General features: G+C 41.0%; 19 protein-coding genes and 1 pseudogene. 17 read left to right on the forward strand and 3 right to left on the reverse strand.

Annotated features, from left to right (window positions below; translation table 11 throughout):
- Positions 1-85: 85 nt before the first annotated feature.
- The 13 genes and pseudogenes from ACWIWK_RS02900 (at position 86) to pssA (ending at position 13215) form a co-directional block, all read left to right on the forward strand.
- Positions 86-622 (forward strand): 50S ribosomal protein L25/general stress protein Ctc, encoded by a 537-nt coding sequence (locus ACWIWK_RS02900; RefSeq protein WP_454150667.1) that lies wholly within the window; start codon positions 86-88, stop codon positions 620-622.
- A gap of 39 nt (positions 623-661) precedes the next feature.
- The gene (gene pth, locus ACWIWK_RS02905; RefSeq protein WP_454150669.1) at positions 662-1414 is read left to right on the forward strand and encodes an aminoacyl-tRNA hydrolase; all 753 of its coding nucleotides are present in this window, start codon (positions 662-664) and stop codon (positions 1412-1414) included.
- Positions 1415-1472: 58 nt separating this feature from the next.
- Positions 1473-2516 (forward strand): annotated as a pseudogene (gene pyrD / locus ACWIWK_RS02910) (dihydroorotate dehydrogenase (quinone)); the annotation flags it as partial.
- Positions 2517-2767: 251 nt separating this feature from the next.
- Positions 2768-4087, forward strand: coding sequence for a M16 family metallopeptidase (locus ACWIWK_RS02915; RefSeq protein WP_454150671.1), 1320 nt, complete (start codon positions 2768-2770; stop codon positions 4085-4087).
- Complete coding sequence (dapA, locus tag ACWIWK_RS02920) at positions 4088-4981, forward strand: 4-hydroxy-tetrahydrodipicolinate synthase (protein WP_454150673.1); 894 nt, start codon at positions 4088-4090, stop codon at positions 4979-4981. It begins immediately after the preceding gene.
- Positions 4982-5081: 100 nt separating this feature from the next.
- Positions 5082-5870: an enoyl-ACP reductase gene (locus ACWIWK_RS02925; RefSeq protein WP_454150675.1), complete on the forward strand. Its 789-nt coding sequence runs from the start codon at positions 5082-5084 to the stop codon at positions 5868-5870.
- A complete protein-coding gene (locus ACWIWK_RS02930) occupies positions 5870-7666 on the forward strand; it encodes an ATP-binding protein (protein WP_454150677.1) in 1797 nt (598 codons plus the stop codon). The genes ACWIWK_RS02925 and ACWIWK_RS02930 overlap by 1 nt, the downstream gene beginning before the upstream one ends.
- Before the next feature lie 9 nt (positions 7667-7675).
- Positions 7676-8392, forward strand: a complete 717-nt coding sequence (gene hisA / locus ACWIWK_RS02935) for a 1-(5-phosphoribosyl)-5-[(5-phosphoribosylamino)methylideneamino]imidazole-4-carboxamide isomerase (RefSeq protein ID WP_454150679.1) — start codon at positions 7676-7678, stop codon at positions 8390-8392.
- A gap of 59 nt (positions 8393-8451) precedes the next feature.
- Entirely contained in the window at positions 8452-8829 is a 378-nt protein-coding gene (locus ACWIWK_RS02940; RefSeq protein ID WP_454150681.1) for a chemotaxis response regulator CheY, read from the forward strand.
- Between the two features lie 81 nt (positions 8830-8910).
- A complete protein-coding gene (gene prmA / locus ACWIWK_RS02945) occupies positions 8911-9927 on the forward strand; it encodes a 50S ribosomal protein L11 methyltransferase (protein WP_454150683.1) in 1017 nt (338 codons plus the stop codon).
- A gap of 15 nt (positions 9928-9942) precedes the next feature.
- A complete protein-coding gene (gene ftsH, locus ACWIWK_RS02950) occupies positions 9943-11862 on the forward strand; it encodes an ATP-dependent zinc metalloprotease FtsH (RefSeq protein WP_454150685.1) in 1920 nt (639 codons plus the stop codon).
- A 40-nt stretch (positions 11863-11902) separates the two neighbouring features.
- Positions 11903-12511, forward strand: a complete 609-nt coding sequence (locus ACWIWK_RS02955; protein ID WP_454150686.1) for a phosphatidylserine decarboxylase — start codon at positions 11903-11905, stop codon at positions 12509-12511.
- Positions 12511-13215: a CDP-diacylglycerol--serine O-phosphatidyltransferase gene (gene pssA, locus ACWIWK_RS02960; protein WP_454150688.1), complete on the forward strand. Its 705-nt coding sequence runs from the start codon at positions 12511-12513 to the stop codon at positions 13213-13215. The genes ACWIWK_RS02955 and pssA overlap by 1 nt, the downstream gene beginning before the upstream one ends.
- Before the next feature lie 46 nt (positions 13216-13261).
- Here pssA and pta read toward each other — a convergent pair whose 3' ends face one another.
- Together pta and ACWIWK_RS02970 are read right to left on the reverse strand one after the other, a co-directional pair.
- A complete protein-coding gene (gene pta / locus ACWIWK_RS02965; protein ID WP_454150690.1) occupies positions 13262-14266 on the reverse strand; it encodes a phosphate acetyltransferase in 1005 nt (334 codons plus the stop codon).
- A gap of 208 nt (positions 14267-14474) precedes the next feature.
- A complete protein-coding gene (locus ACWIWK_RS02970; protein WP_454150692.1) occupies positions 14475-14837 on the reverse strand; it encodes a hypothetical protein in 363 nt (120 codons plus the stop codon).
- A 138-nt stretch (positions 14838-14975) separates the two neighbouring features.
- On the opposite strand from ACWIWK_RS02970, the gene ACWIWK_RS02975 reads away from it, so the two are divergent.
- A complete protein-coding gene (locus ACWIWK_RS02975; protein ID WP_454150694.1) occupies positions 14976-15299 on the forward strand; it encodes a helix-turn-helix domain-containing protein in 324 nt (107 codons plus the stop codon).
- Positions 15300-15386: 87 nt separating this feature from the next.
- Here ACWIWK_RS02975 and ACWIWK_RS02980 read toward each other — a convergent pair whose 3' ends face one another.
- Positions 15387-15839, reverse strand: a complete 453-nt coding sequence (locus ACWIWK_RS02980) for a CoA-binding protein (protein WP_454150696.1) — start codon at positions 15837-15839, stop codon at positions 15387-15389.
- A 169-nt stretch (positions 15840-16008) separates the two neighbouring features.
- Here ACWIWK_RS02980 and coaD point away from each other — a divergent pair, with 169 nt between their 5' ends.
- From coaD to ACWIWK_RS02995, 3 genes are read left to right on the forward strand one after another with little or no spacing between them, the layout of a single operon-like run.
- Positions 16009-16494 carry a pantetheine-phosphate adenylyltransferase gene (coaD, locus tag ACWIWK_RS02985; protein ID WP_454150698.1) on the forward strand — a complete coding sequence of 162 codons (486 nt, stop codon included), beginning with the start codon at positions 16009-16011 and terminating at the stop codon, positions 16492-16494.
- A complete protein-coding gene (gene tmk, locus ACWIWK_RS02990) occupies positions 16491-17096 on the forward strand; it encodes a dTMP kinase (protein WP_454150700.1) in 606 nt (201 codons plus the stop codon). Before coaD ends, tmk begins: the two co-directional genes overlap by 4 nt.
- The gene (locus tag ACWIWK_RS02995; RefSeq protein ID WP_454150702.1) at positions 17093-17674 is read left to right on the forward strand and encodes a ComF family protein; all 582 of its coding nucleotides are present in this window, start codon (positions 17093-17095) and stop codon (positions 17672-17674) included. Before tmk ends, ACWIWK_RS02995 begins: the two co-directional genes overlap by 4 nt.
- The last annotated feature ends 15 nt before the right edge of the window (positions 17675-17689 follow it).

The following is a 17689-nucleotide window of genomic DNA, read 5'->3' on the forward strand; positions in this document are numbered from 1 at the left end:
TTTGTAGTAAAAAATGGTAATTTTAAATAATCTAGCCCAATTTTTGCTACAATTTCGACCTTACAATTACATTTAGGAGAAGACAATGCTAGAAGGTATCATTAGAGAGAGTATTTCTAAAGCCAGCACAAAGGCTTTGCGGAATGATGGTTATCTAATTGCCAATATTTATGCAAAGGGCATTAGCAACATTCATTGCGCATTTAAGGTTAATGAGTTCATTAAGACAATGAAAACTAAGAGCACACTGATTTTCCCCGTGAAAGTGGGCGCAAAGAGTTATGATGTTGTCGTGCAGGAGTATCAAAAAGACCCTGTTACCAATGATTTAAAGCACATTGATTTGTTGGTGGCACAAAAGGGCGTTGCTAATAAATTTAAAGTCCCTGTGAAGCCTAATGGCACGGCAAAAGGGCTCAAAAACAAAGGCGTGTTGCTTGTCTCAACAAAGCGAATAAGCGTAAAATGCACACCAGAAGCACTTCCAAATGTGTATGAAATCGATGTAAGTGATTTAGATGTTGGAGATTCTGTATTGGTGCGCGATTTACCGACTATTGATGGCGTCAAAGTGCTTGACAACCAAGATGTAGCGGTCGTAGGCGTGATAAAAGCAAAATAATTGTATGTGCTAGAGAATCTAAGCCTATAAATCTTAGCAATGTTTTTACAAAAACTGCAAGCTAAGCTCAAAAGCTCTCCCTCGCAAGACAAGCAGGTTAGAGATTCTCAATGTATGGATTCTTTACTCATCGTGGGGCTTGGAAATGTGGGCGTGAAGTATGAAAACACGCGCCATAACATTGGCTTTATGGTGCTTGATGAATTTGCCAAAGCCCACAGCTTGCAGTGGCAAGATGATAAAAAACACAACGCCATCATTTGCAAGCTCGATTCTAAAGCTACGAAACACATTTCTCATAGTCTAAAATCTCAAGCGCAAGATAAATTTTATGATACACTTGTGCGCTCGCCAAAGTCCGTGTTTTTGCTCAAACCACAAACCTTTATGAATGCTTCAGGAGAGAGCGTGGGGGCATTTACAAGGTTTTATAAAATTAACAATGTGTGCGTTATCCACGATGATATTGATTTAGGTTTTGGCGCAGTGCGCTATAAGCAAGGTGGGAGCAGTGGCGGGCACAATGGATTAAAATCCATAGATTCTCATTTTGGTAACGCATATATGAGAATGCGCGTGGGCGTAGGCAGACCACAAGCACAAAGCCTAGAATCGAGCGAAACACAAAGCAAACAAGAAAGCGTTGTATCGTATGTTTTAAGTCCTTTTACCCCAACCCAAACAACCCATCTCCAATCCCTTTTATCCCATTGCGCACAAGCATTAGGAGTGCTTTTGCTTGGTGGAGATGTGGCATTTTTACAATCACATTGTAGCAAACACGCGTTTTAGTTGTCCTATTTAAACAACTTTTATACAATGAGACTTTAATTCATAAAAGGTAAAGTTAATGTATGAAAAAATAAGACCATTGCTCTTTAATCTCGACCCAGAGAATTCACACACGCTTTGTGCGTTTTTTTTGCGACAGATTGCCACATTGCCTTTAGTGCAAGATTTGCTTGCTTCGCAATATGTGTTAAGTGATGAGCGACTTGCTCAGCGCGTAGATTCTCTATCTTTTAGCAATCCAATCGGGTTGAGCGCGGGATTTGATAAAAATGCCAATATGATAAAGGGCTTAAGCACGCTTGGGTTTGGGTTTTTAGAAGTTGGCACTATTACACATACCGCCCAGAGTGGGAATCCTAAGCCAAGATTGTTTCGATTTATCCAAGAGGAGAGCTTGCAAAATGCAATGGGATTCAATAATGATGGTGTTGCAACGATTCTCAAACGATTGCAAAAAGTCTATCCTTTTGTCTTGCCTATTGGAGTAAATATAGGAAAAAACAAAGTGATTACACAGAGCGATAGTGTAAAAAATTATGAAAATGCGTTTAAAGAGTGTATAGAAGTGGCAGATTATTTTGTATTTAATGTTTCAAGTCCTAATACGCCAAATTTGCGCGATTTGCAAAATGTGGAGTTCATCGCTAATCTTTTTAAAATGGCGCGTGATTACACAAATAAACCTCTGTATGTGAAAATTTCTCCAGATATGCCACGCGATGATATGCTTGAAGTCATAGAATCAGCACGCAAAAGTGGCGCAAGTGGTGTGATAGCGACAAATACAAGTGTTGATTATTCTCTTTTGCCAAGCGCAAAGGAGAGTGGAGGCATTAGTGGTAGAGCGATTGCAGGACTTTGTAATGATGTGTTTGCAGACATTGCGAGGGAGTTTTTTGGCAAGATGACACTTATTGCTTCTGGTGGAATCTATGACGCGAATGAAGCATACGCGCGTTTGAGAATGGGCGCAAGTTTACTCCAAGTCTATACAGGATTGATTTATCAAGGTCCAAGTTTTGCTAAAGAACTTAATGATGGGATTTTAACCCTAATGCAAAATGATGGATTCTCGCACATTAGTGAAGTTATAGGCGTAGATGCTGGCAAGCCACGAGCAAAGACAAGTGCAAGAAAGCCAAGTGTGAAAAAGCCAGCAGATTCTAATCTCGCTACAACGGCACACACAACGACAAAGCGCGTGGTATCAAGACGCGCACCAAGCAAAAGAACAGCGACTAATTCTCAAACTTCGACAAAAAGCACGCCCAAAGTGGCTCCTAAGCCCCGCGCTCCTCGAGCCAAAAAATCAGCTCACTTGAAACCAACTAACGAAGCATAAAGGTGGTGAAAATGAATAAGACAATAAAAAATAGCGTGAAAATCGCAATATTAGGAGGCTTAATGAGTATAAATTTGCAAGCAAGCGTGATTCCAAAGCATTATGAAAAAGTGCTTGATAATGGGTTGCAGGTGGTGGTAGTCCCGCTTAAAAATGGCTCTAGCGTGATAGAAGTCGATGTGATTTATAAGGTTGGTTCGCGTAACGAAGTGAAAGGAAAAAGTGGTATTGCCCATATGCTCGAGCATTTGAACTTTAAATCCACAAAGAATCTCAAAGCTGGGGAGTTTGATGAGATTGTTAAAAAGTTTGGTGGCGTGGATAACGCCTCTACAAGCTTTGATTATACCAAGTATTTTATCAAAACTTCTCATAAGAATCTTAGCAAGTGTTTTGATTTGTTTGCGGAGGTAATGCAAAATTTAAACCTTATAGATTCTGAATTCCAGCCTGAACGCGATGTCGTGCTCCAAGAGCGTCTATGGCGCACGGATAATTCACCAATGGGATATTTATACTTTAAGTTTTTTAACACCGCCTTTCAAAAGCATTCATATCATTGGACACCCATTGGATTTAAAGATGATATTAAGGGTTGGAAAATTGAGGATATTAAAGCGTTTCATACCATTTATTATCAGCCACAAAATGCCATTGTCCTCGTAGCTGGTGATATTGAGCCAAATGAAGTCTTTAATGAAGCACAAAAATACTTTGGAGCAATCAAAAATAAGACAGATTCTATTCCACAAGTAAGCCAAAAAGAACCACCACAAAAGGAACAAAGACGCGTGGTTATCAACAAAGAAAGCGAGGTAGAATATTTGGCAATGGGATATAAGATTCCGAATTTTTCACACCAAGACCAAATTGCCATTGATGCAATCGCTAAAGTCTTAAGCGAGGGAAAGTCAAGTTTTTTTGCACGCGAAATTGTAGATAAAAAGCGACTCGCATCGAAAGTATATGCGTATAGTATGGATTTACAAGATGATGGAATATTTTTCATAAGTGCGCTTGCTGCGCCAAATATCAAGGCTGAGGTGGTGGAACAAGAGATTTTAGCCCAAATTGATTTGATTAAAAAAGGCGAGATAAGCCAAGAAACATTAGAAAAAATTAAAATTAACGCCAAAGCAAGTTTTATTTACAGCTTTGAAGATGCGAGTTCAAGTGCTAGCGTATTTGGTGATTACTTAGCGCGAGGCGATTTACGCCCACTTTTTGCTTATGAAGATGGGATTGATGGCTTGAGTGTTGCTAAACTTGCAGAAGTAGCACAAAAGTATTTTAACCAAGATTCTCTCACCGTGGCGATTTTACGCAAATAAATGGGAGCTAAAATGATAAAAGGGGCAATGAGTGCGCTTATCACGCCATTTAAGAATCAAAAAATTGATTTTGAGGCGTATGAGTTTCTTATTAAAAGACAAATTGAATCTGGAATGGACGCGTGTGTGCCTGTGGGGACGACAGGAGAAAGTGCGACATTAAGTCATAATGAGCATAGAGAGTGCATAGAACTTGCTGTGAGCGTATGTAGGGGCACTAAGGTAAAGGTGCTAGCAGGTGCTGGGAGCAATGCCACAAGTGAAGCTATCGAGTTGGCACAATTTGCGCAAAAATGCGGGGCAGATGGGATTTTGTGTGTGTCGCCTTACTACAACAAACCAAGTCAAGATGGGCTGTATCAGCATTTTAAGGCGGTAGCACAATCAGTGGATATTCCGCTTATTTTATATAATGTCCCTTCGCGCACGGGCGTTAGCATTGATACACACACGGCAATCGCGCTATTTAGAGATGTAAGAAATATTTGTGGGATTAAAGAGGCGAGTGGGCTTATGGAACGCGTGATTGAGTTTAGCGCAAATGCTCCAGAATTCAATGTATTTAGCGGAGATGACGCGCTTAATTTCCCTATTTTGGCAAATGGTGGCATTGGTGTAATCTCTGTAACAGGGAATCTTGCACCCAAAAAGGTCGCTGAAATGACACATTTAGCTATGCGTGGGAAAATGGAACAAAGCCGTAAGATTAACGATGAGCTTTTTTTGCTTAATAAAGTTTTATTTTGTGAAAGCAATCCAATCCCTATCAAAGCAGCAATGTATCTAAGCGGGCTTTTAAAAACGCTTGAATACCGCCTGCCATTAGTAAGCCCGACCAAAAAAAACCTCCAAAAAATCCAAGAAACTTTGGAGCATTATGAGCTTTTGGGTTAGAGGTATACCTAAAATACTTTTGCCGTGTATAGATTCTATAAAAAATTCACAAAATTTAGATAGAATCTAGGTTTTAACTTCTAAGAAAGAGAGGTAAAATATGAGCGAACAATCAAATATGAAAGGCAAGACGCTTGTGATAAGCGGAGCGACAAGAGGCATAGGCAAGGCGATTTTGTATAAATTTGCTCAAAATGGCGTAAATGTGGCTTTCACTTACAATAAAAACGAAGAAGAAGCGAGCAAAATCGCCCAAGATGTAGAATCAAAATACGGCATAAAAGCACGATTTTACCCGCTAAATGTGCTAGAGCCCGAGCAATATGTCGAGCTTTTTAGCAAGATTGATGCAGATTTTGCACGCGTGGATTTCTTCATTTCCAATGCGATTATCTATGGCAAAAGCGTGGCTGGGGGATTTGGTCCGTTTATGAGACTTCGCCCACGAGGGCTAAATAATATCTACACCGCCACCGTGCTAGCGTTTGTCGTGGGTGCGCAAGAAGCGGCAAAGCGAATGAAAGAAGTCGGTGGCGGGGCTATCGTCTCGCTAAGCTCCACAGGGAATCTCGTGTATATGCCAAACTATGCAGGGCACGGCAACTCTAAAAACGCCGTAGAAACAATGGTGAAATACGCCGCAGCAGAGCTAGGCGAATGGGGAATCCGCGTAAATGCAGTCAGCGGAGGTCCTATCGACACAGACGCATTGCGGGCATTCCCAGACTATGCGGAGGTGAGGGCAAAAGTGGAGGAGCAATCCCCGCTAAACCGAATGGGAACGCCTCAAGATTTGGCAGGGGCGGCGTATTTCCTCTGTGATAATGCACAAAGTGCGTGGCTTACAGGGCAGACAATCGTAATCGATGGTGGGACGACATTTAAATAATGCACGATACGCGCAAGTCATCAATGTTTAAACCCTTACCAGCGCAACCTCAAAATAGCGAGGTTGATATGCCACAAGAATTAACGCTTTTGTGCGATTTTTTGCAAGTTAGCAATGTGAGAGAATCTAAGATTTTTGAGTTATTGCGTTGCGATGAGAGCGAGGCACTAATCTTGCAAATTATGCTAAAAAATTTTTTAAATGGTGAGAGTAGCTTTGTAGTGGGGGAATTTTTAAAAAAACATTTTGACAAGATTCCCACAAAGAATTTTTCGCTCCTCAGCAATATTCGCAACTTGGTTGAGCTTGGTTGGCTTACGCAAGATGACTTTGAACCAACGGAGAATGAAAAATCTTCTTTATTGGAGCTGTATAATGACAGGGTGAGTATTTCGAGCAATTTGTTTAACCTTATAGAGGGCAACAATGAGCAAAATCCACCAGAGATAAGCGCGTATAGCAACAATTTAGATTTTTTAAAAGACCAATTTAATCGCATTGATATGCTCTATAAATCGCAATTTTCTAAACGCGAGCAAAGCGCATTAAAAACCCATTTAAATCTTTTAGAAGAGCGCATAAAGGCGCGATTGCGATTAACCAAAAAAACAATCCCCATTCAAAAATTTTTTAAAGACAACAAGCTCAATCAAAAGGAACAGACTATATTTCTTGCTCTACTTAAAGAAGAATGGTCTCTTAAAGATAATGATTTAAATCGTTACGCCAACTCACTTATTGGGCTTATTAGCAATAATGACTATGACAAAATAAAAAATGCTACGCTTTTGAGCGAGCATTCAAACCTGCTAAGCAGGGGATTAGTGGATTGTGGTGAGTATTTTTCATCATTTGGGAATTTTGAAAAGGTGTTTTATATCACACCTGAAGTGTTGCAAGACCTCTCAGAGATACATAGTGCGCGTAGAGCTACAAAAGTGAATTTGCAATCATTGCTAAAAACGCAAGATATTTTTGAGCTCTTAGAGCCAAAGCAGGATTTAGATGATGTGGTGTTAAACCCTCACGCAAGACAAACACTACACAATCTCTTAGCCCAAGTAGATTCCAAAGTCGCACAAAGATTGAAACTTTGGGGGATTAAGGACAACAAAAACATTCAGGCGAAAATTTTGTTTTATGGTCCTGCTGGCACGGGCAAAACCGTGAGTGCTATGGCGTTGGCAAAAAGCCTCAAAAAAGAAGTGATAAGTTTTGATTGCTCGAGGATTCTCTCAATGTGGATTGGCGAGAGTGAGAAAAATGTGCGTCAAATTTTTGAAACCTATAAAGAGATTTGCAAAAAAATTAAAAATGAGCCAATTTTATTGCTTGATGAAGCCGACCAATTCCTTTCTGCAAGGGGTAATGTGGCAAGTAGCGCAGACAAAAGCTACAATCAAATGCAAAATATTTTTTTAGAGCAAATCGAGCAATTTAGTGGAGTTTTGATTGCTACGACAAATTTATTAGAGAATCTTGATAGTGCGTTTTCTCGCCGTTTTAACCATAAAATCGAATTTAAGCGTCCAAATGTGGCACAAAGGATAGAGCTATGGAAAAAGTTTTTACCCAAAAATATCACACTTGAGTGTCCAAAAGATACGCTAATTAAGGAACTTTCTCGTTATGATTTAAGCGGAGCGCAAATTAAATTAGTGATTAAAAATACTGCGTATAAGGTCGCTGTGCGCGATGATGCTATCTTTGCCCTCAATGATTTTAGCGAGGAAATCACTAAAGAAATTGATACAAATTTCGATGGCAACAAAAGCGTAGGGTTTATAAAAAAGTGAGGACAAGCAATGCTTGATATTTATCCAGCTATTGATTTAAAAGATGGGCAGGCTGTGAGGCTTTTTAAAGGTGAAATGGCAAGTGCTACGATATATGGCGAGCCGTTGGTATTTGCGCAAAGATTTGAACAAATGGGTGCAAAGTGGTTACATATCGTAGATTTAAATGGCGCATTTAAAGGCACACCGCAAAATACACAATCTATCAAAAATATCCTCTCCAAAACGAAACTAAAGATTCAATTAGGTGGAGGCATTCGCAATGAAGAAACCATTAAACAATACAGAGATTTGGGAATCTCGCGCGTGATTTTGGGCTCTGTGGCACTTGCAAACCCAGATTTTGCGCTTGAAATGGCACAAAAATATCCCATTGCCATTGGGATTGATTCTAAGGGTGGGAGAGTTGCGGTTGAGGGCTGGGCGAAAGAAGGAGCATTAAGTGCGAGTGAATTTGCAAAAAAATTTAAAGAAAGTAAGATTGAGGCGATTATTTCTACGGATATTGAGCGTGATGGAGCACTAAGTGGAATAAATGTTTCTTACACCCAGCAAATCGCTCAAAGTAGCGGAATATACACTATTGCAAGTGGTGGATTTGCGAGTGATGAGGAGATTGAAAATCTTAGTGAGAATCCACATATTGCTGGGTTGATTATTGGCAAGGCGTTCTATGAGGGCAAAATAAATTTAGCAAAAATTTTGCAAAAATGCGCGTTGATATGAAACAAATTAGGCAATAAGTGCTAAAATAACGAAAAATAACACCCTATAAGGAGAGAACATTGAAACTGCTTGTAGTTGATGATAGCTCGACAATGCGTAGAATTATAAAAAACACTTTACAGCGACTTGGTTATGAAGACATTTTGGAAGCTGAGCACGGCGTGGAAGCGTGGGAGCAGCTTGATAAAGTTGAGGGAATCAATGTGTTGATTACCGATTGGAATATGCCCGAGATGAATGGTTTGGACTTGGTGAAAAAAACGCGTGCTGATGCGAGATATAAGGATATTCCAATTATTATGGTAACCACTGAGGGTGGCAAAGCAGAGGTGATTACCGCACTTAAGGCGGGAGTGAATAATTACATTGTTAAGCCATTTACTCCACAGGTGTTAAAGGAGAAATTAGAAGTCGTGCTAGGCGTGAATGAGGGCTAGATTCTTTCGTTATAGCATTCAAATCTATTTTGTCAAGTCCCAATCTCGTGGCTTTTGCCCACTTAAAGCAAATACTACCAAATGACAAATCAACATTATTATGAATATGTGGTTTATCCTAACGCGCAAGTAGAGCTTTTTGCAGATTTTCTTAGCCATTTTGACTTTAACCATTGTGCTTCCGATGAGCCACACGCTATAGATTCTAAAGATTTTGTGTCAAATAGCGTTGAGTTTATAGAATCTGGTAGCATTTTTGATGATAATAGCACCGATGATTTGGAGTGGCACTCTATCAATGGCTTTAACATAGCACAAATCTCTCAATATAACAGCATCAAGCTCATTTTGCGTCAATGCACACATTCACCTAATCTTTTTGACGAGCTCCAATCCTTTTGCGAGATTTTGAGCGAGCGGGTTAAACACCCTATTGGTTGTGTGTATAGCATAAGCAAAAAGCAAAATAAAGATTGGGTGCAGACTTACAAAGATTCTATTAAGCCCGTTTTGTGTGGGCGGTTTTTTATAGCACCAAGTTGGGCACAAGCTAAAGATATAGAGAATCTCACATTTAAAGAGCGCGTTCCAATTATCATTGACCCAGCTCTTGCCTTTGGTTCTGGGCATCACGCGACCACAGCGATGTGTTTAGAGTTGCTTAGCCAAATGCAACTCCAAAACACAAAAGTGCTTGATGTGGGCTGTGGAAGCGGAATCTTAAGCATTGCAAGTGCTAAAATGGGCGCAATGGTGTATGCTTGCGATGTGGATAAGCAGAGCATAGAGCAGACAAACAAAAACCTTATTATCAATAATATGCGTATTTGCGAACTTTTACACGGCGGTATTTGTGCGTTTAAGGGTGATAATTTAACTTTTAATGTTATAGTTGCAAATATCCTAGCCCATACTCTAATAACGCTTTGTGATGATTTTTTTCACGCCTTAGAGTGCGGGGGCATAGTGATTTTATCAGGAATTTTGGATATTTATCAAAACGAAGTGTTAGAAAAATTTGCTCCCAAGTTTAGCCTTATGGAATCTCATAAGCGTGATGAATGGGTGGCATTAAAAATGATAAAAAACAACAATTAAAGGAGTTTTATTACAATGGATAATCAACCAAATAACAAAAAACCCTACAAGCAAAACCCGTTTCTTACCTTTGCTTTGTTTATTATTGGACTTATGCTTTTATTTAAGTTTTTTTCTCCTTCTTCAGATATGCTGGGCGAACGATTAAGTGGAAGTGTGATAAATAAGGAAGTGAGTTATTATGAGTTAAAGCAACTCATAACAAACAAACAAGTAGATTCTGTAAGCATTGGTCCGAGTGTGATTCGTGCAATATCTTCGCAAAGTGTGCCAAAGATTGCATACACCGCAAACCGCGTGCTTGACCCAAATCTCACAACCCTGCTTGATGAGAAGCAAATAGAGTATAGCGGATTAAGGGAATCTACTTTCCTCTCTGAGATAGTCAATATGCTTTTGCCTATTTTTATCATCATTGCCATTTGGCTTTTTATCGCTAGTAGAATGCAAAAATCAATGGGCGGAGGAATGTTTGGCATTGGGAGTTCTAAAAAGCTCGTAAATGCTGAAAAACCAAAGGTTACCTTTGATGATATGGCAGGCAATGAAGAGGCAAAAGAAGAAGTCGTAGAAATTGTAGATTTTTTGAAGTATCCAGAGCGATATGCGGCTGTGGGCGCGAAGATTCCCAAAGGAGTGCTTTTAGTAGGACCTCCGGGCACGGGGAAAACCTTGCTCGCTAAAGCTGTGGCAGGCGAGGCAAATGTGCCGTTTTTTTCAATGGGCGGAAGCAGTTTCATTGAAATGTTTGTGGGGCTTGGCGCGAGTCGTGTGAGGGATTTGTTTGATATGGCGAAAAAGGAAGCCCCCAGCATTATTTTTATCGATGAGATTGATGCGATTGGTAAATCCCGCGCCGCAGGCAGTATGGTAGGTGGCAATGATGAGAGAGAGCAAACACTCAACCAGCTTCTTGCAGAAATGGACGGATTTGGTAGCGAAAATGCCCCTGTCATCGTGCTCGCCGCGACAAACCGCCCAGAAGTGCTTGACCCTGCGTTGCTTCGTCCGGGCAGATTTGATAGACAAGTGCTTGTTGATGCGCCTGATTTTGATGGACGCGTGGAGATTCTCAAAGTGCATATCAAAAGCGTGAAGTTAGCGCGAGATGTAGATTTGCAAGAGATTGCTAAATTTACCGCTGGGCTTGCGGGTGCGGATTTGGCAAATATCGTTAATGAGGCTGCATTGCTTGCTGGGAGAGAAAACAAAAAAGAAGTTTCCCAAAAGCACTTCAAAGAAGCAATGGAGCGCACAATGATAGGCTTGGAGAAAAAATCACGCAGAATCTCACCTAAGGAAAAGAAAATTGTCGCCTACCACGAGAGCGGACACGCGCTAATGGGTGAGGTTACAAAGGGCGCACACCGCGTAAATAAAGTCTCTATTATCCCGCGTGGAATGGGTGCATTAGGCTATACACTCCACACACCAGAGGAAAATCGCAACTTAGAGCAACGACACGAAATGATGGCGCAAATTGATGTCTTGCTCGGTGGCAGGGCTGCTGAAGAAGTGTTTTTAAAAGAAATTTCTAATGGTGCGAGTGATGATTTGCGCCGTGCGACAGGGATTTTGAAAAATATGATTGTGTATTATGGAATGACAGATGTAAGCGGACTTATGGTGCTTGATGATTTTACTCGCCGCTCAAGCTTTTTGGGTGGTGGAATGAGTGGTGGCGATTACAGCGAGGAAATGGCACAAAAAATGGATAACTATATCAAAGCAGTCCTTGATGAGCGATTTGCCTTTGTGAAAAAGACTTTACAAGATTACGCACAAGCTATCGAATCTGTGGTAAAAGAGCTTTTAGAAAAAGAGGTCATTGATGGACTAAAAGTGCGAGAGATTATCCAAGATTATGAAAAACAAAACAATATGCCATCACGCTTAGTAGCAATAGAAAGCGAAGATGAGGAGAGTGCAAAATAGATTTAGAGAATCTGGCGTTACGCATTGTAAGGAGTTGGTTATGAATACAAATATTCACATTATTGCTAGGCAGGGTTGGATAGGCGCAGTTGTCTTGGGTGTTTTGTTTTTATTAGGCGTGTATGTTGGTTGTGAGATTGGGAGTTTTGTATTGTTTGTCGCACTTGTGGTGTGGCTTTTTATTTTTAGGAATCCAGAGCGTATAGGGAGATTTGATGAGGGGCAGTTTGTCGCACCCATAGATGGGATTGTCAGAGATGTTGAAGTGCAAGATAATGCCACTTGCCTTACTATTCAAGTGCGATTTTTTGATGTGGGGGCAATCCGTGCTCCGCTAGACATCACAAATGGTAAAATAAGCACAAAAAATGGACTTACGCTTTTTTTAAACGCCAAAGCAAAAAAATCTCTTTTAAACAAATATTTTGCCTTAAGTTTTGGCACAAAGAGCGAAGAATACAAAATGGAGTTTTTCCCCGAGCTATTCAGTGATTGTGGGATTTTTGCGCATTCAAATTTAAGCGTGGGCGATAGATGTGGCTTTATGAAAATGGGCGTAGTTAAAATCTATCTACCTAAAAAATATGAACTCAAAGTTGGCATAAGCGATACAATCACGGCATTTGAGAGTGTCTTAGGAGTGAAGTGATGAAAATAAATCCACTTTTTATCCTGCCTAATCTTTTTACCGCAGGAAGCATTTTTTTAGGCGTGCTTAGTATGATTGCTGCGATAAACGCGCATTTTGAGTTTGCGTGTTGGCTTATTTTGTTTTCTATGGTCTTTGATGGGCTTGATGGACGCGTAGCGAGGCTTACCAAGACGGCGAGCAAGTTTGGCGTGGAGTTTGATTCTTTGGCTGATGTGGTGGCTTTTGGTGTCGCGCCTGCGATGTTGCTGTATATGTATGCAGGGAGTGATTTTGGGCGATTAGGACAGGTGGTGAGTGCGATTTTTGTTGTGTTTGGAGCGATTAGACTTGCGCGCTTTAATATTACAAGTTCCAATGAGCCAAATTATTTTATCGGCTTGCCAATCCCTAGCGCAGCAGTGTTTGTGGTGCTTTGGGTGCTCGTGGATTTAGAATATAAAGTATTTTTAGATTCTAAATTTCCACTGCTTATTGGTGCATTTGTGGTAAGCGTGCTAATGGTAAGCAACCTGCGTTACCCTAGTTTTAAAAGTATGCAATGGAATCTGCGTAGTTTTATCGTGCTTCTCATTTTGTTTGGCGTTGTATTTGCCTACCCAGCGGAGTCGTTATGCGCATTTATGAGTTTGTATGTCGCGTATGGAATCTTACGCTTTATTGTGCTTAGTGGCAAGATTATTTTTCGATTTAAAAAGTCTTAATGGGAGCCCATTTAGCCCGTGTGTTGCACGGGCTTTCATAGAGAATCTATTTATTGCCTTGTGCTTGGAGGGCGGTGAGCGCGACTACGCCTACGATGTCCTCCGCACTGCACCCGCGCGATAAATCGTTAATTGGGGCTGCCATTCCCTGCGTGATAGGACCATACGCCTCTGCTTTTGCGAGCCGTTGCACGAGTTTATACCCGATATTTCCAGAATCTAAATCAGGGAACACCAGCACATTTGCCTTGCCTGCGACATTTGAGCCTTTTGCTTTAGATTCTCCCACGCTTGGCACGATAGCCGCATCAAGTTGTAATTCCCCGTCAATAGCGATATTTGGCGCGAGGCTTTTGGCAATATCACGCGCTTGCGTTACTTTGGTAACATCATCGTGCTTGGCACTGCCATAGGTGGAGTGGCTTAGCAAGCCCACAAAAGGCGTGGTTTTTGTGAGAGATTCAAAGCTTTTTGCCGAGCTAATGGCAATGTGGGCGAGCTCCTCTGCGCTAGGATTTTGCACTAGCCCGCAATCTGCAAAGACAAAAGTCCCATTTAGCCCAAAATCACAATGTGGCACGACCATCACAAAAAAACTTGAGACGATTTTAGAATCTTTTGCCGTGCCGATGATTTGTAGCCCTGCTCGCAGCACATCAGAAGTCGCATTTATCGCACCTGCAACCATTCCATCAGCCTTGCCACTTCGCACCAATGCTACGCCAAAATACAGCGGATTATTGAGCAACAACTCTTTCGCGCTAGATTCTGTCATTCCCTTTGCCCCGCGTAATTCCACAAAAAGCGCGATAAACTCCTCTAAAAGCGGGCTAGTAGCGGGGTTTATAAACTCCGCTTTTTGCACGCTTAAGCCCTTGTCCTTTGCGCGTGTATGTATATCCGCCTCATCGCCTACCAAAATCACTTCTGCAAAGCCCTCTTTTAGTATCGCGCTAGCCGCCTCAAGCGTGCGCATATCGCTCGTCTCTGGCAACACGATTTTTTTAATGTCAGCTTTTGCCTTTGCCTTAATGTTGTCGATAAAACTCATATCCTCTCCTTGTATATTTCTAGATTCCACTACATTATATGATTTGCATTAACGAGGGGAGTTTGTGGGCGTAATTTCACACCAAAAATATAAAATTACACAAAAATTTAACTTTTTATCTTTTAAAAGAGTTGAATGCGCTTGGAGTGAATGGAGATTATTAGGCTTTGCTAGAATCTAGATTCTAGCAAAGTGGCATTGTGTTGGGTTATTTTATGCCCGTAGCTTGTCCTTTTGCGATTATGCAGTTTCGCCCATAAAAGAATATTGACCAATAGCTTGCGCGTATGTCAGCATTTACAAGCGCATCTGCAGGCTGTCCTTTTTTAGCCGCTTTTTCAAGGGCTTTGCCTACCGCGCCACTTACACGATTAAATCTATTGCCCAAAGACCAGAAAAGCACCTCGTGAATGCAATCTTTACCTTCTACATAATCACCTTTTTCGCTTTTTTCTGCAAGAGAGACATTGCCCGTAGAAACGACAGAAAATTTAGCCAAGTTTTGCGAACACCCGCCCAACAATAGCGCAAAAGCGCAAGCCACACTGATTTTAAACATTTTGCTATACATTTTAGCTCCTTTATGTTGAATTGTAAAACAGCGAAATACTACCTTATGTCTGTTTTTTTTTTACAAACTATTATAATAGAGTGAAAATAAAATCTAAAGCGCATATACTCTAAAAATCTATAATAATGGAGTCCTCTTATGAAGAATCACGCAAAACTTTCAAATGCGAATAAATTGGAGCGCAGACCTCTTAGTGCCGAGCGTATTTATCTTTTCCACACTAAAATCGCGCGTAATGTCGCAAGAATCCGTAAAGAGAGGGGAATCTCACAGCTTGATTTAGCTCTTAGTATCGGGCACAAGTCTGTCTCGCTTGTCTCTGGTGCAGAGAGTGGATATAATGGCATACATTTCAACCTAGAGCAACTCTACCGCATAGCCCACGCGCTAGAAGTGCCTATGATAGATTTCTTTGATGGGGTAGGTGAAGTGGATATAGATTCTCAATCCCGCGATGAATAGAATCTCACAAATTTCACGCGCAAATTTTGGGGTTATGACTTGAGATTCATAGTATTTACGCACGAGATTTAAGCAAATTCACACAAATTACCTCAAAAGTCGTGCGTGCTCCAACTTTATACACGAATCCTCTTCATACGCAATCCCCGCGTTTTGCAACTTCTCTTTTGCCTTTGCATTGTGTAAATCTAACTGCACCCACACGCATTTTGGCGCATTTTTTAGCGCGAGGATTTCGCTTGCCACCGCTTCTAACGCCTCGCTTTTGCGAAACACATTAAGAATATCGATTGTGCCACTCTGTCCGCAACTATCGCGCAATGACTCATCGCTAAACGCCTCTTGCAAACTCGCATACGCCCTACGCCCCAAAATCTCGCCACCCTCTGGCAAACGCGGATAAATGGGAATGACATTATAGCCCTGCGCGATTAAGTAACGCGCCACGATATTACTCGCCTTGCCATCATCAGGGCTAAGCCCCAAAATTGCGATATTTTTCGCCGTTTGTAAAATATGGGTTTTTTGCATATCATTCATTTGATGTCCTTTGTGTTTTTAGATTGAGGAGAATCGAGTGCAATTTTATTTTATTGATATAAATGCCACCAAAACCACTGCGCTTAATTTCACTTTATCCTTGTTTATTTATGTGGGAGATTTTGCTATAATTGTAAGAAATTAGGCAAAACTCTTATTGGTGGTTAGAATGAATAAAATCGCTATTTATCCGGGCACTTTTGACCCTATCACAAACGGGCATTTAGATATTATTAAGCGTAGTATAGGGATTTTTGATAGGGTGGTTGTCGCTGTGGCAAAAAACGAGAGCAAACACCCTATGTTTAACTTTGAACATAGAATCCAAATGCTCAAACTCGCAACTAAGGATTTGACAAATGTCGAGGTAGAGGGCTTTGAGTGTTTGTTGGCGGATTTTGCTAAAAGTAAAGATTCTCGTGTGGTGGTGCGCGGATTGCGTGCGGTGAGCGACTTTGAGTATGAGCTCCAAATGGGCTATACAAACAATTCGCTTAATAAGGATTTAGAGACTATTTATTTTATGCCACATTTGCAAAATGCCTTTATCAGCTCATCAGTGGTGCGCTCGATTATCGCATATAGTGATAATTTCGCTCATCTCGTGCCAAAGGTCGTGTATGAATATATCTTAGCGCATAAGGGACGCAAGTGAAGTTCCAAACGGCAAAAAATGGCTTTTATGTGGTGCTTGAAGGTGTGGATACTTGTGGGAAAAGCACGCAAATTGAGAATCTAAAGACATCGTTTCTTAATGCGGTTTTTACCAAAGAGCCCGGTGGAAGCTCTCTAGGAGAATGCGTGCGTGAAATCCTTTTAGATTCTAAAAATCTCCAACCTTTGAGCGAGTTTTTTTTATTTCTTGCGGATAGGAATCAGCATTATTGCGAAGTGTTGCGCCCAAACTTAGAATCTGGCAAGCTGGTGATAAGCGATAGGAGCTTTATTTCTGGGCTTGCGTATATGCGCGATATGAGCGTCAAAGAGGCGTTGGAGTTTAATTTCATCGCATTGCAGGGCTTAAAACCCAATGCAAGTGTGCTCCTTGAGGTGAGCGAGGAGGATTTGCGTGCACGCTTAAACCAAAAACCAAATGATAGAATCGAGCAACGCGGTATCCCCTATATGCTAGAAACCCAAAGTAAAATGCTTCACTTCCTCCAACTCCTAGAAATCCCCACGCTAAAAATCCAAGCAAGCCTCCCACAAGAGCAAATCACCCAGCAAATCACAAACTTCATACAAACCAAACTATGAAATGCCTTATCTGTGAGAATCTTAGCCTTAAACCAATATGCAAAACCTGCCTTGATACACTTACTCCAATGCCTAGCTCACGCACGCTAGAATGTGGGCTTAGAGTGTATAGCTTTTATCCTTATAGTGAAGTGGAGATATTGTTACGATATAAATACGAAGTAATCGGATCAAAAATCTTTACAATCCTTGGTCAAAGGTGTGCGGAGTATTTTAGTGCGCATAATAAACTTCCAGAATCTATGCTCGCAGTGGGGCTTGATGATGAGCCTAGAGGGTATTATTCACACACCGCTATTATCGTGCGTGAGTTTGCTAAGCGCGTTGCAAATCTCTCTCCTGCTTATAACGCGCTTATTGCGACTAATCGCGTGAGTTATGCGGGCAAAAGCCTTGAATTTCGCAAAAATAACCCAAGAAATTTCATCTATCAATCTCAAACACGCACAACGACTAATGCCATACTTTTTGATGACATTATCACCACAGGTTTAAGCCTGCAAGAAGCGCGTGCGTGCTTGCAAAAGAGCGGGATAAACACGCTCTTTGCCCTCACTTTAGCGAATGCACGATTGTAGTATTTAAGAGAGATT

It is taken from the genome of Helicobacter sp. 23-1048 (assembly GCF_053654545.1).